The organism is Okeania sp. (assembly GCF_983059655.1).
The window spans coordinates 1-13640 of sequence record NZ_CEZPJD010000132.1; the positions used below are offsets into that span (position 1 = coordinate 1).

Below are 13640 nucleotides of genomic sequence, written 5' to 3' on the forward strand. Positions count from 1 at the left end.
GGAACAGTTTTTAACCATTGAAATTTCAAGATTGAGAAATTTAGGTTATATTTAAGAAATTAATTTCTATTTAAAGTTTGATTAATTCTCCTACTTATATTTAAGATAAAAAGTATAAATAATTAACATATGCTACTACAATTAAGTACCTGGTCTGAAGTTGAAACTTATCTGAGTCAATCTCAAGGTATTATTCTGCCAATAGGTTCTACGGAGCAACATGGGCCAACAGGATTGATTGGTACAGATGCTATCTGTGCAGAAGTTATATCTAAAGGTGTGGGAGAAACAGTAGGAGCATTAGTCGGACCGACGATTAATGTAGGTATGGCATTACATCATACTGGTTTCCCAGGTACAATCAGTCTGCGGCCTAGTACGATGATTCAAGTAATTCGTGACTATATAGTTTGTTTGACTAGGTCTGGGTTTACCAAATTTTTCTTTATCAATGGCCACGGAGGTAATATTGCAACTCTGAAGGCTGCCTTCTCAGAAACTTATGCTCATTTGGCCGATCTAAATATTGCTAATGGAGAGTTAGTGAAGTGTAAGGTAGGAAATTGGTTTATGTGTAGCTCAGTTTATAAATTAGCTAAGGAATTATATGGTAATGAGGAAGGTTCTCACGCTACACCTAGTGAAGTAGCTTTAACTCAGTATGTTTACCCAGAAGCAATTAAAGTAGCACCACTTTCAGAAGATGTAGCTAGTGGTTATCCAATATATGGTGCTGCTAATTTTCGTTACCGATATCCTGATGGTAGGATGGGTTCAAACCCTGCATTAGCTACGCCTGAACATGGTAAGCAGTTATATGAGTTGGCAGTAAAGGAACTGAGTAATTCTTACTTGCAGTTTGTAAATAGTGATTAGAAGAAGGAAGAAGGAAGAAGTAAGAGGGAAGAAGGAAGAACAGTTTTTCAGCATTGACAGCAGGTTGCAGGTATATGTACTTCATATATTAACGATGAAGTCCTCGTAGTGCGAGCATCTTGCCCGCCATAGACGAAATCACCTTATTTCAAAAGCTTTAGGAAATGTATCTTTCGCTGTCTGAAAATCAATAAATTCATTGCCAAAATCTAGAATGAAATAACCCTGATATAGACTTTACCGCTCAACTAAACTTACTCAAACTTACTCAAAAGCCTGAAACCTTAGTTATTCGTAGTGGATCGACCACCACAGGGTTAAACGGCAAACCCTTTATTCCTTGGTCAAAGACATCAGGAATTACTTTTTTTATTATATTAAATGACCCATTTACATCTGCATTTAATAATTTATTTTCCCTAGTTTTATACAACCCTCTTGTTACTCTTTTCCCACTAAAAATAGGTTTTTGTTCTCCATATTTTGGTAAATCATCCCCATCTAAACAGCTCGATTGAGATGTATAGGATTCTTCGGTAATTATTACTTTTATTCCTCTTAGTTGGGCTTTATACGTTAACATCTCTATTAACCTATAGTGAGGGATATTCACAAATTGTTGATTGTTCTTTTTCCCTAATTTTATTTCTTGTTTCCAATTTTGATTCTGCCCAATAATTAAGATTCCTATTTCATGGTTGACACACCAATCTATTACTCTTTTACTTGCTGTATGGAGATAGTTTTCTACTCGACAATTTCTTTTGTGAGTTAATTTTTTTAACCGATGAGAATTAGTTTGATTGTGGCTATTTAATTGAGATTGTAAACAAGAGCGCTGTTTATTATAAAAGGTGTTAATTGCTTTTAATGGTCTGCCTTTAATCAAAATAGGTGATATTCCTGTTTGATTTGTCGTTACAGCTATTAAGTTATTTACTCCTAAATCTATTCCTGCTACTTGTTGATTATTTGTTATTTCCTCCTGTTTCTCATAGACTATTTCTATTATGTAACAGCTACTTTTGGGGATAATTCTGGTTTCTATTATTTCTGTCTGTGAAGTGGGGATTTTTATTTCACTCATTGACAGGTGACAAATTCCTTTTTTTAAGGTTTTTTTGTATATTGATTCATCTGGATAGGGTAGAATATTTCTGCCTTTTGTTTTATGTTTATATTTGGGAATTTTTGGTTTCCCTAAAAATTTATTTGGCTGTTTTTTCCACTCTCTTAAGGCTGCAAAATAACTACTCCAAGCTGAATCTATTCTCCTGATTATTTGCTTACTTACTTTTGTAGGTAAAGCTTGATAATCGTCGCTTTTAGATACCTTGTGATACAGTTGATTAAAGCTTAGTTTCTTTTTGTTTTCAAAGAAATATTGACGATAATAATAGTTGGCTAAATTGAATAAATTTTTCGACAAAAAAGCCTTGTGGTCTATTTCTGACCACAAATAATGTGATTTCGTAATAACATGACGTTCAACTAGCTTCATATCTTAATTGTAGCTGATAGTGACTCAATGGATAGACGACTGAACAAACTTACTCATTTTAGTTTGATAGCTATAGTTATGAGTAAATTTGATGAACTTTAGATAAGTTTTCGCTTTCTGTCTTTACCCCATAATGTCTAGAAATCACTAAAATTATCCGTAATATTTTTTTTTCAACTTATGGTATTATGCCAAGTCCTTTTCACAAAGAGATTCATCATCTTTACCCTATTCCCTGTTCTCTTAAATTAAAATACATTTAATCTATATAATTTTCTACTTCAAACCTTTACCTAGTTTAAATTACTATTTCAATTTAGATATTGAGGGTTGTAAAAACTGAAATTTGAGTTAGTATATAATTCATAAACTAATAAATTATATCTAGCAAAACCGATACATAAAATCAGTAAAATAATAGACAAAAAACTAATAATATTACTTTTTTATCACTTCTTACCTAAAAAGTATGTTTTGAAAGATTACTTTATTCTTACTGACAAGAATAAGTAATTCCTCTACTGTAAAAGTATGGAGAAGAAACAAATAACTTCTCTCCCAAATGCAGATATTAAGTTTCAGGGGTCAAGATTGTGAACAACCAATTAAAAGTTTCTCTAGTAGGTATCTTAGCAACCGTTGGTCTCTGGGGTTTCATACCTCAATCAGAAGCCAAAGCAGAACAATTAGAAACTACTGACAAAGTAGTATTTACTTGTGTTTCAATGAACGCTGAAGAAAATCAATATGCTACTGTTCCTCAAATAGTTCGTGAAACACGGGATACAAGTGAGCCTGGACTTTTAGGTGGATATCCCCTAGTGAAACGAGAAGTTATTCAAGTTTCCTCTAAGCCAATGATTGTGTGGACTGCAACTCTCTCTTCCGATCACCCCAAAGGTGCATATACTCCTGACCGTCGTTGTCAATCTGTTAGCACTCGTCTAACTAACCTTGCTTATGCCCTGGGAATGGAAACTTTTGCAGATATCAGCAATATTGGAGTTGTAAACTATGAGCAAGTAGTTTATGTTTCTCCAGAGGAAGAGCCTAGCTTCGATAATGTAGTATTCACATTAAAGCCAGGAAATCGTGATAAATCAGAAGAGATTATCACTCAATTTAAAGATTTTGGACAAGGTACTGCTAGTGACGAACCTATCTACGAATAAGTAAATGGTTTTAGTAGAGATGTTGAGGGGATAACGAAGTCAGAAGTTGTTTTTGCAACGGTGATTCAAGCCCCCCAAAAACATTTCGCCTTAAAAGGTGGGGCTTTAGACTCAATTATTTTGATAACTAAGCAAATAAAAATCCCCTCTTCATTCTTTATTTTTGAACTATCTAGTTGCTGAATTATCTAGATTGGATAATGTTGAGAAAAAGCTAGTTTAAAATGAGTTTTTATTCTCAACTCAAACTATAATAAATAGGAAATATCCAATCAAAATCTGTAGAGGATTTTCTCAGACACAAATGGCTTAGTCTTCTCTAAGTTTGTGTCTGTTTTAACTACTTTATTAATTGATTTCTAATTTCATTCTCAAAATTATAGTTTACTAAATCTAAGTTACCTCTAAAAAAGTAGTTAATGTAGTTAATTATGGGATAATACAATAACGCATTAGCGTTAATTTGTTTACCCAAAGTATCTCAATCAATTGTCAAGAGGAAAAAAATGAAAGTTACAACTACTAAAACTTTATTTACTGCAACATTAACAATGTTTTGTGCTGTTAGCTTAAGCGCTACTCCCGCAAAAGCTCAAGAAAAGTCAGTAACAAATGTTAAAGGTTCCTCAGAACAATTGTTGAGTACCAGTGTTAATAGTTCGCCCAAGAATAGAAGTATGAGTTTAACTCAACAATCTACTACTAGAGGTAGACATGGATTATCTAGAAATGCACTAGATGATGTCACGAATAGCATTAACCTTCAAATGCGTAAAAGTAGAGATCCTAAATGGAAAAGTGAGAAACAATGGTTTGATGAAAAGTGGGATTCTTTGTCTGTAGATTTTTAGGAGCTTAAGCTTCTGGTTAATTGATAATTCTATAAGCTGGAATACCCCAACTCAGAGATTCCATTTTTTTGAACTGGTCAACAGATGGTTGAGAGCCATCTGCAAAATTAAATGCTCCAATTCCAGCGATGGGATATTTTGAGCGTCCGTTAATACCTATTAACTGACCTTTACTGTTTAAAATTGGTCCACCACTCATGCCACTTTTAATATCATTGGTATAACCTAATTGATATCCTTGGCTGAGGGTGCGACTGGGTAGCATTTCTACAGCTCCTAAAGTTAACTGAAAAGCACGACTACCCCAACTACGGGTACTACTCATTTCTGAGGAATTTGGTTGATGCCAATTGGGAAAACCTGCCGCAACCACAGTTTCTCCAACTGAAAGTAGATTACTGTTGGCAATTTCTACAACTTGATAAGGGCGATCGCTAGTAAACTGCAATAATGCTACGTCCAGATTACCTATTTGAGGAGATGAAACTAGGGTGGCTTGATGGGTTATCCCATCTCCACTCATAATTGGGTAAAGTTTATTAGAGTTATTATCAATTACATGATGATTAGTAACAACAGTGTAGGTATTACCTTGCCGTTTAATAATTACTCCAGATCCAGCACTGTTTTCTGTAAAAATTCTCACAGTAACTTGCTGGGCAATATTAGATACTAATGATGGAAGTTGTTGTGAATCTATTTCACTCGGTTTTGTATAATAAGCTGAATTTTCTACACCGTTTTGAGAGTAAGCAACAGGTACAAATGTGGTGAGACAAAATAGTGAAGCTCCCAACATTTGACTACTTAAGTTGAATATTGATTTGTGATTTTTCATATTATTAAAACTTTCTCAAAAAAAATACTTAAATTCCACTACTACCACCCAATCTATTTCAAGAAATTTGAAAGTGTGGTGACTATCTCACACATTGGTTAGTGCTAGAGATCGCTTCTGATTTTTTCAATACATGAATGATTTTTAGTAATTTACTTAACTACTTCAATCAAAAATAGGTATATATATTGACTAAGTTCAGCTCAGCCATAAATAACTTAGTAATATAGCCATAGCTTCAGATTTATTAAGCCAAAATTACTGTGAATAACTGATTCGGTATTTTACACTATAGCGGTAACAAAAACACATTATCAGAACAAAAATTTGCCAATTTTTTATGTCAGGATTTTATTTGGCCTTTATAGCAGAAGGAAGAAGGAAAAATATTACTAAAAAATAAGATCTAAAGCTTCCCCTTTTAAGAGGATGAAAAGCGGTCGTTTTGCTACGCAACATGTTTGCCGAGCATGACCTAGGAAAAAGTGCAGCGCACCCGTTGGGTGGGATGGCGGCTCTGTCAAGAGCGGGTCCCCGTTCCCTCCGGGACGCTTTCCTTGCGGAATGCTATCGCAAATGCGTTAACGTAGTTGTGCGCTAGCAAACGCCATATCCAATCGACCAAGAGAATATTCAGTGAGCGTATTTTCTTGCCTCCAGCTTTAGTGGTCGGTACTGATAACTGATAACTGATAACTGATAACTGAAATGACGTTATCTTAGTTTTAAGCTTTTGATTTGTCCTAACTTTTCCTGCGACTACGATCAACGATAATTATTATGTAGTGATTATCAGAAAATATTCTCAGGAAAAGCAAAGTAGGAACGATCGCTTATAGAAGCTTTCATGTTTAGTAGAATACAGAGATTTTGGCTTAAAGGTATAAGAGAGAAATTTCGTAGTCAATATGAGTGAAAACCGCTATAATTAAATACATCTATAGAAGCCATTTGGAATATTAGCTAATGTTGGGTTTTTAGGCCAAGAAGTGAGGATATTGATATTTAATTACTATAGATAGATAGATATCTCCAACAATCAAAAATCATGCTCTTTTATTGCACTGTTATTCATCAATTCTTTCCCCCTACTCTGTACGGACGTTGCATGCAACATCTACTCCCTATGTGTGGAGGAGATGCTTAATAGATCCGTTTAGGGGTTCTATAAAATAAATTTAAATTTATTCAAAATATAAATCAAGACTTTTGCCAAGTAAAAAATCGTCAAAATAAATCCCAGAAAATAGAGAACTATCGCCCGATCGAATCCATAATTATTAAGATAAAATATATCAAAACATCTTGATTAAAACAAAAAGCTAAGATGAGAATTAGAAATAATACTATAGATTGACAAATTATCCATAAATGTGTATTCAATTGCTTAGATTCAAATATATAGCAATGTGCGCTGGCATATTTACAAATTGCAGGAAGTGTCCAATAGCTAAAAGTCTTATATGATAAGCTTTTTATTCCCCCTGTTGCCTGTTGCCTATTGCCTGTTGCCTGCGCGCAGCGCTATAATTGAAAACTAAATATGCAATTACCAAGTATGTTATCTCGTAGTCCATTAATGATCTTAGGAGCGATCGCTGGAGTTATGCTCTCCGGTCAAAGCGCGATCGCCACAGAAAAAATAGTAATAGAGCTATTTGGCCCAATCACCGCATCAATAAAAGTCAAGGATCTGCGAGTATTTGCAGAAACAGGCAAAACTACCAAAACAATTTCCCAAGCTCTCGGAATATCGAAAATCAGTCCCAATACAGTTCGTGGTTTAATGACATTAGAAGTCGGAGCTAATGTTAATAACTTAGCCAAAGTGCTTTATAGTAACCTCGGCCAAAATGTAACCAAAGGTATTGCAGAAGTAATTCAGACAAGACACAATTACGAAAGCGACAAAGCCTTACGTTCTGCCATAATTCTAGCAGCAGCAGATGACAATCGAATATCAGTCTTGGAAGTTCTAGAAAAATATCCTACCGAAGAAATGCACATAGATGTAGGTAAAATTAATGAAATTGTAGACAAAGTTAAAGGAACTATTGGTAACCTTGAAGAACTTCTCAGATAAATCTACAATTGATCTGAAGGTGGACTGATTTTAGCAGTATCTTCTTCAATATTATGATGTGGCTGAGTAGTTTCAGCATCAACTGTCTCAGCCTCTATATATTGACTATCTATGAGAAACGCTCCTTTCTCAAAACGAACAGCCCAATAATTTCCCGGTTTGTGACTCAAAATAGTTCCTACTTCTCCCAAACGTACAACATCAGGGGGACGTAATATAGGCATTGATTCAGCAGTCTTAATGTATGGTGGTTTAATAGTTAACCTTACTTTTTGACCAATAAAAAATTCTTTCTCCATTGCTAATAACCCAAAATATAGTAGTTTGCAGATAAGCTTCAAGTGAAAATTTGAACAATCAAGATATTAAAGAGCTGATGAATTATATCAAATTCGGTTGAATACTTAGTTGAATACTTATTAGAGTTGTTGGGATATATGGGGAGATGGTAGTAGAAGAGTAGGGAAATAGGGTAGATTTAAATAACTATATTATAATCATATATTATACATATATCATACAACCGGATTTTATATAACCCCATCCTGACAAGGATAAGTTTTGATTAATACAGCGTAGGGTCAGACCAGAACTTGTATTCCCCACACTCCCCACCCTCCATCTGTTTAGCTCCCATAATATTCTACTAGAGTAAAGTGTTTTTCAGTGAAGGTAGGATTCCCGCCCAAGAAGAACGGAGAGTTGTCAAAAGAAGTATTAGAATAGATATGTTCAGTATTAAATCGTAGGGGGTAATTGTCATGGCTACAGATCGCCGCATTTCCCGAGTTGCTTCATTAATCAAGCGGGAAGTCAGCCAGATGTTGCTCCATGGTATCAAAGATGACCGTGTAGGAATTGGTATGGTTAGCATTACAGATGTAGATGTTTCTGGAGATTTACAACACGCTAAAATATTTGTCAGTATCTATGGTTCTGATGAAGTAAGATTCCAGACTATGGAAGGTCTAAAATCTGCTACTGGCTATGTTCGCAGCGAATTGGGTCATAGAATACGTCTGCGTCGGACTCCAGAAGTTATCTTTGTCGAAGACCGCTCTCTAGAACGTGGGACTCAAATTATATCACTTTTAAACCAGCTTTCTGAAGAACGTCAACAACAGGAAACTGAAAATCCTACAGCATCAGATTCTCAGAACATAGAAAAACTAACTTCAGATGGAATAGATTAAGTACCAATGGATAATTGATAATGGATAATTAATAATTAATCGAATCTAGGTAAAAATCCTCTCATGAGCAAGGAGAAAAAAGCGGTCGTTAGCGTAGCTTCCTGTAGTGGCGCGTCAAGCTTGAAAATGTGGGGAGCGAAAATATAGACCTCTCCCCCCTTGGAAAGGGGGGTTGGGGGGGATTCGGAGAGTTAATTTTACCCACAATTTTAGCCTAGACACGCTAGTAGGGTGGGATGGAGAGGAAACCTTTGCTGTCCGACTATCGAAGCAAGAGAAGAAATCAGATTTCCTGATATTCAATTCCGTAACGGTTAAAACCCGAGGTAATTATCCATTATTCATTATCAATCAATGAACCATTTCTCAAATCTTCATCACTAAACTATGAATTTAGCAGAAAAAGTCGCTCAGATGGTTGTAGTTAGGGCTTCCGGCAACCTATTTGACAATCAAATTCGTTATCCAGACTGGGAACCCCCTACCCATAAACTCAAATATTGGCTGCAAGACTTAGGCGTTGGAGGAGTAATTTTTGTAGATGGGAGTGCTATAGACTTGGCAACTCGTATCCAACAGCTTCAGTCTTGGGCAAAAATTCCCCTACTTTTGGCTGCTGATATTGAGGAAGGAGTAGGTCAAAGGTTTGCTGGGGCAACTTGGTTTCCTCCACCAATGGCGATCGCTGCTATTGCTCAAACAAACCTCGAAAAAGCTATAGAGTATGCTGAAATTATGGGGGATATTACAGCTCAAGAAGCTATGGCAATTGGTTTAAATTGGGTTTTAGCTCCAGTGGTGGACGTGAATAATAATCCTGGTAACCCAGTGATTAATATTCGTGCTTTCGGAGAAACGACTGAATTAGTTGGTCAACTGGCAACCGCTTTTATTCGAGGCACCCAAAAATATCCAGTTTTGACTACTGCTAAACATTTTCCTGGTCATGGGGATACTACCGTTGATTCTCATTTTGAATTGCCTGTTTTACCTCATTCAGAAAGTAGACTGACAGAAATTGAATTGCCTCCCTTTGTAGAGGCGATCGCTGCTGGAGTGGATTCTGTAATGAGTGCCCATTTGTTGATTCCTGCTTGGGATTCGGAATTACCTGCAACTCTATCACATAAAATTATCACAGGTCAGTTGCGCCAAAAGTTGGGTTTTAATGGATTAGTGGTGACCGATGCTTTGGTTATGGGAGCAATAGCTAATCGTTATGGTTTGGCAGAGGCTTCGGTTTTGGCTGTAGAAGCTGGTGCAGATATTTTACTGATGCCTCTAGATCCAGAGGTTACTATTAATGCTGTTTGTAATGCAGTGAGTCAAGGTCGTATTTCTGAAGCACGGATTGATGAATCTTTGCAAAGAATTGAGCAAGTTAAGACTAAAGTTTATCCTACTTGGCAACCAGGAAATGAGAAAGGGTCAGATGATTTCTCAGCCTCTACATACCATTTAGTTGACAAGCTGGAACAACCACAAGCACAAGAAACTGTAAGTAAGATTTTGTGTGATTCTTTGCAAGTCGGAGGAAGTTATCTCCCACCAAAACCAAGTGTCAAGCATTTACGCAATTTAGTTTTTGTAGGGGATATACTCAACTGTACTTTTTTAGGTAATCATACTCCAGCGGTTACTATCCCCAAACAATTTGGTTACCAGCTACAAATTATTGACAGTAACTCAGAACTCCCAGAAGCTCTTACTCCCAACCATTCGACTTTACTACAGCTATTTATTAGAGGCAGTGCATTTAGTCAAATAGCTAGTTTAACACGAGCATCTCAGGATTTAATTAAAAAATTATTAATAAATAGTGAATTAAAGGGTCTCATCATATACGGTAGTCAGTATACATTGAAACAGTTTTCTTGTGAAATGTTATTAGATATACCTTACATTTTTTGTTATGGACAAATGCCGGAAGCCCAAGCGATCGCTTTACAGCTTTTCTTTAAAAATTTAAAAGTTTAAGATATTTAAAGATTTACAAATTTATAACTTTTTCTCTAAAATCTAATAAAACTCCCATAATCCTTGACAAAAAAAATAAAAGTGATAATAGGGATATGATTTTTTCAGGTCAGGAAACTAGAGAAATAGTTAATTAGTGACTTTGTAGATAGCATCTCAGAGTGTAGAGTTCCAACTTAGACTAATACTATTAGCAAATGTTTTGGTTCTATGACTTTTAGAATTCTTATCAAAATCCGATAACAAATTGTAACTCTGTATACTGAAAAATTTAACATTCATAATCAGGATTTTTGTTCTATATTATTAATAGCGCCGAAAATTACTCAAACTAGGCAAAAAGGGTGACCATGACTTACACCACAGTTCAATATTCTTTAGACATAATCAGAGATGAAGCAAAAGAACTTGTACAAAAAGGAGTTCTTGGACGTCAGCAACCTATTTATACTCTCTGCCAATATATTCCTGTCAGAGAATGGGCTTGTGTAGAGGGTGAGCTAGAAAAATGTAACTTTCTACTTAGAGACCGAATTGCTGACCTAATAGGCAACGAAAAATGGGAAAACGACTAAAAAAAAACTAACTCAGCTAAATTAGATTATTAGCTGGGTTAGGTGTTTTCAACAATTAATAATTAATAATTAATAATTAATAATTACCTCTCCTTTGAAATGGATAGGATTGACTCAAAGGAAAATTTTTCTTTATTATCCCCCTAAAAGGGGAAGCTTTAAACCATAATTTTTCGGTGATTTATCCTATTTTATAAAGACTTTTTAATAGCTGGATAAATGTCTAAGACTTATCCAGGACTATATATTGTGATGTATTATCAGCTTTGAGGGTCTGACTCCTGAAGTTTCTGTAAATCAGTTCGTAGATTGGCAATTTCTTGAGTTAGCTCTAGCAAATCTTGTTGTACATCTAATGACACAAAACTAGAAGCAGAAGTAGGACTCGAAGAAACGGTTGTACTATCAGTATCAGCCTGACTATTTTGTTGATTCAAAATTGTATCAACAAAGTTCCTGGCTTCTTGTTCAGTCATCTCTCCTCTATCAGCCCATTCTTCAGTTAGTTGGTTAAAATCAGTACTTAATTTATTCAAATTTTCATCTCGTTTAGTAGAGTCTTGCACAGTTTCTATAAAAAAGGAAGTTGCACCTAGAGTGATACGAAATCCTTTTTGTATTGCTTGGGTGAGATTATCGGGATTCATAAGTGTAAGTTAAGTCAATATCAAATGCCAATTTCTCTCTTATTACAGGCGAGAAATAGACTGTACTGGTAATATAACGCGGATTAGAAGCAAGTGACAAAGTCATTTGAGAATGTTTTTAGCTAAATCAAGATTTTTTTAATCTGAATAACTGGCAACTTAAAAGCTAATTGATTTTTGAGGCAGATTCAATTTGTGATTATTATCTACTGAATTACGATGTTTTAATAATAATCTCTTCTACACCAAAATCTATTAACTTCTTTTCAACTTGAGAAACAACATTTTTTAAATTGATATAGATCAATAAATATTTATTTTCTGTCAATCTGTATATTAGTGAAGATTTACAGGCAAATGATAATACATCTTTTGGTATATCATCAAATTCAAACAGTCTTTGCAGAATTAATTTACCACCGAAACCAGGCAAATAGTTTTGTAATTTTACCCATGAATTATGAGCCATGTACTTGCCATTAAAAGTAGGTACATAACTGTATATTCGTGAAAGTTGATTGACTGATTTTCTCACATCAGTATGCTTTAGCATATAATTATTTTCTGGTTTAGTTAAATCTAAAACTAAGGCTTCAGCATTTCCCAGATAATTTTCTGGTATACCAACATTTCTAGATCTTAAGTTACAAGGAAAAATAAATCTTTTAATCGGAACAACTGATAAAAACTCAAATAAAGCGTCGTTTGTGCTATATGCACTTTCTTCATTAGACAAATTTTTATTTTTCCTTTTAATTAAGTCTAACTTTTCTTTTGTTAAGATACATTCAAGATAACTCCAATTATGTTTATTTTTAAAAATACTGTTTAATATAAAAACAATAAAAGATGTTGAACTTAAAAGCTTATCTTTCCATGGTAACTTTTTAAAACTTGTAGCAATGAAATCATCTATTTGATTAAAATCTATTGTAAATAATGGTTCAGATTTAGGAACATATTCTGGGTCTTCATAAGCTTGAGAAAGATATTCTAATAATTTAAAATATGTTCCACCATCTGCTATGAGATGATTTATCAGCAGAGTTATGCCACAGTAATTTTGATTATGATTCAAAACTACATATACTAATGGAGTATCTTTATTAATAGCATCTGAAGAATTTTTGGGAATGTTGAATTCATTTTTTACATAAGTTTTGGCATCTAATAAATTATCAATACTTATTTCCTGTTCGCCTAGATCGATATAGGCAAAACCTATACCAGATTTCTGTGGGTTACATACAACTTTTAATGGAGAAAAAAAATGCTTTACCAATCTCCCTCCCAAAATAGGCACACTATCTACTATTTATTGAATTGCTATTTTTAATCTCTGAGAATCTACTCGATGCTGATATAGCGCTACGCGCTAGGCAACAGGCAACAGGCAACAGGCAACAGTAAGCTGTTAGTGGGTTTGGTAGATTTAGGAATGTCCTAACCTAAACTTGTAGCGCTATACCAATTTATTACACCATAATATGGCCAAACTCCCATCTTCCTATCAAATTTTGAAAGTTGATACTCACAATGCACATTGTTATTTATTATTAATTCCATTCTTTGCCTATCTGAATTAATGCGATCGTTAATCTTAAAATTACAGCAGTTTTGGAGTTAATGAGGTAAAAAAAATTTAGGACTTTAGGGAATAGTCAGTAGGGAAAAAAAGATTAATTTTTAAACTGTACCTCACTATCCTAAAAAGTTCTGTAAGACAAGAATAAAGCTGTAATTTGAACACCAAAGATGAAAAAATGTATCTTCTCATCTCAAGACCAAATTTCTACTAATTTACCGAAAAATGAGGTCCAAAGCGTCCCCTTGGCTGCGTCGCGAGCGGTCGTTTTGCTGGGGACATAATATTATTTAGGGCTTGCTGATTAAACCTAAATGTCTTTACTGATATTGGTTTTAGCCT

12 protein-coding genes are annotated in these 13640 nt (G+C 34.7%); 7 read left to right on the forward strand and 5 right to left on the reverse strand.

Going from position 1 to position 13640, the window contains the following annotated elements; genetic code table 11:
• The first annotated feature begins 129 nt into the window (after window positions 1-129).
• Window positions 130-876, forward strand: a complete 747-nt coding sequence (locus tag AC3DU7_RS10105; RefSeq protein ID WP_488039223.1) for a creatininase family protein — start codon at window positions 130-132, stop codon at window positions 874-876.
• A gap of 268 nt (window positions 877-1144) precedes the next feature.
• Here AC3DU7_RS10105 and AC3DU7_RS10110 read toward each other — a convergent pair whose 3' ends face one another.
• The gene (locus tag AC3DU7_RS10110) at window positions 1145-2377 is read right to left on the reverse strand and encodes an RNA-guided endonuclease InsQ/TnpB family protein (protein WP_488039224.1); all 1233 of its coding nucleotides are present in this window, start codon (window positions 2375-2377) and stop codon (window positions 1145-1147) included.
• Between the two features lie 593 nt (window positions 2378-2970).
• On the opposite strand from AC3DU7_RS10110, the gene AC3DU7_RS10115 reads away from it, so the two are divergent.
• On the forward strand, window positions 2971-3549 hold the full coding sequence (locus AC3DU7_RS10115) for a COP23 domain-containing protein (protein WP_488039225.1): 579 nt from the start codon (window positions 2971-2973) through the stop codon (window positions 3547-3549).
• Between the two features lie 506 nt (window positions 3550-4055).
• Window positions 4056-4400: a hypothetical protein gene (locus tag AC3DU7_RS10120; RefSeq protein WP_488039226.1), complete on the forward strand. Its 345-nt coding sequence runs from the start codon at window positions 4056-4058 to the stop codon at window positions 4398-4400.
• 16 nt (window positions 4401-4416) lie between these two features.
• On the opposite strand, the gene AC3DU7_RS10125 is transcribed toward AC3DU7_RS10120, so the two are convergent.
• A complete protein-coding gene (locus AC3DU7_RS10125) occupies window positions 4417-5238 on the reverse strand; it encodes a S1 family peptidase (RefSeq protein ID WP_488039227.1) in 822 nt (273 codons plus the stop codon).
• Between the two features lie 1543 nt (window positions 5239-6781).
• Here AC3DU7_RS10125 and AC3DU7_RS10130 point away from each other — a divergent pair.
• A complete protein-coding gene (locus AC3DU7_RS10130; protein WP_488039228.1) occupies window positions 6782-7321 on the forward strand; it encodes an alpha/beta hydrolase in 540 nt (179 codons plus the stop codon).
• 2 nt (window positions 7322-7323) lie between these two features.
• Here the strand turns inward: AC3DU7_RS10130 and sipA are convergent, their stop codons facing one another.
• Window positions 7324-7620 (reverse strand): regulatory protein SipA, encoded by a 297-nt coding sequence (gene sipA, locus AC3DU7_RS10135; protein WP_488039229.1) that lies wholly within the window; start codon window positions 7618-7620, stop codon window positions 7324-7326.
• Between the two features lie 462 nt (window positions 7621-8082).
• Between sipA and rbfA the strand changes: the two genes are divergently transcribed.
• The 3 genes from rbfA to AC3DU7_RS10150 all read left to right on the forward strand — a co-directional run bounded on the left by rbfA (window position 8083) and on the right by AC3DU7_RS10150 (window position 11066).
• Complete coding sequence (gene rbfA, locus AC3DU7_RS10140) at window positions 8083-8514, forward strand: 30S ribosome-binding factor RbfA (RefSeq protein WP_488039230.1); 432 nt, start codon at window positions 8083-8085, stop codon at window positions 8512-8514.
• Between the two features lie 387 nt (window positions 8515-8901).
• Window positions 8902-10491, forward strand: a complete 1590-nt coding sequence (locus AC3DU7_RS10145; protein WP_488039231.1) for a glycoside hydrolase family 3 N-terminal domain-containing protein — start codon at window positions 8902-8904, stop codon at window positions 10489-10491.
• A 350-nt stretch (window positions 10492-10841) separates the two neighbouring features.
• Window positions 10842-11066, forward strand: coding sequence for a DUF4327 family protein (locus AC3DU7_RS10150; RefSeq protein WP_124147504.1), 225 nt, complete (start codon window positions 10842-10844; stop codon window positions 11064-11066).
• Window positions 11067-11326: 260 nt separating this feature from the next.
• On the opposite strand, the gene AC3DU7_RS10155 is transcribed toward AC3DU7_RS10150, so the two are convergent.
• Window positions 11327-11713, reverse strand: coding sequence for a hypothetical protein (locus AC3DU7_RS10155; RefSeq protein WP_488039232.1), 387 nt, complete (start codon window positions 11711-11713; stop codon window positions 11327-11329).
• A 214-nt stretch (window positions 11714-11927) separates the two neighbouring features.
• Entirely contained in the window at window positions 11928-13016 is a 1089-nt protein-coding gene (locus AC3DU7_RS10160) for a hypothetical protein (RefSeq protein WP_488039233.1), read from the reverse strand.
• Between the last annotated feature and the right edge of the window lie 624 nt (window positions 13017-13640).

Coding starts and splice junctions, on each gene's coding strand:
- AC3DU7_RS10145 (WP_488039231.1), top strand. CDS start 8,902: ATGAATTTAGCAGAAAAAGTCGCTCAGATGGTTGTAGTTAGGGCTTCC.
- AC3DU7_RS10105 (WP_488039223.1), top strand. CDS start 130: ATGCTACTACAATTAAGTACCTGGTCTGAAGTTGAAACTTATCTGAGT.
- AC3DU7_RS10130 (WP_488039228.1), top strand. CDS start 6,782: ATGCAATTACCAAGTATGTTATCTCGTAGTCCATTAATGATCTTAGGA.
- AC3DU7_RS10120 (WP_488039226.1), top strand. CDS start 4,056: ATGAAAGTTACAACTACTAAAACTTTATTTACTGCAACATTAACAATG.
- AC3DU7_RS10150 (WP_124147504.1), top strand. CDS start 10,842: ATGACTTACACCACAGTTCAATATTCTTTAGACATAATCAGAGATGAA.
- rbfA (WP_488039230.1), top strand. CDS start 8,083: ATGGCTACAGATCGCCGCATTTCCCGAGTTGCTTCATTAATCAAGCGG.
- sipA (WP_488039229.1), bottom strand. CDS start 7,620: ATGGAGAAAGAATTTTTTATTGGTCAAAAAGTAAGGTTAACTATTAAA.
- AC3DU7_RS10155 (WP_488039232.1), bottom strand. CDS start 11,713: ATGAATCCCGATAATCTCACCCAAGCAATACAAAAAGGATTTCGTATC.
- AC3DU7_RS10125 (WP_488039227.1), bottom strand. CDS start 5,238: ATGAAAAATCACAAATCAATATTCAACTTAAGTAGTCAAATGTTGGGA.
- AC3DU7_RS10110 (WP_488039224.1), bottom strand. CDS start 2,377: ATGAAGCTAGTTGAACGTCATGTTATTACGAAATCACATTATTTGTGG.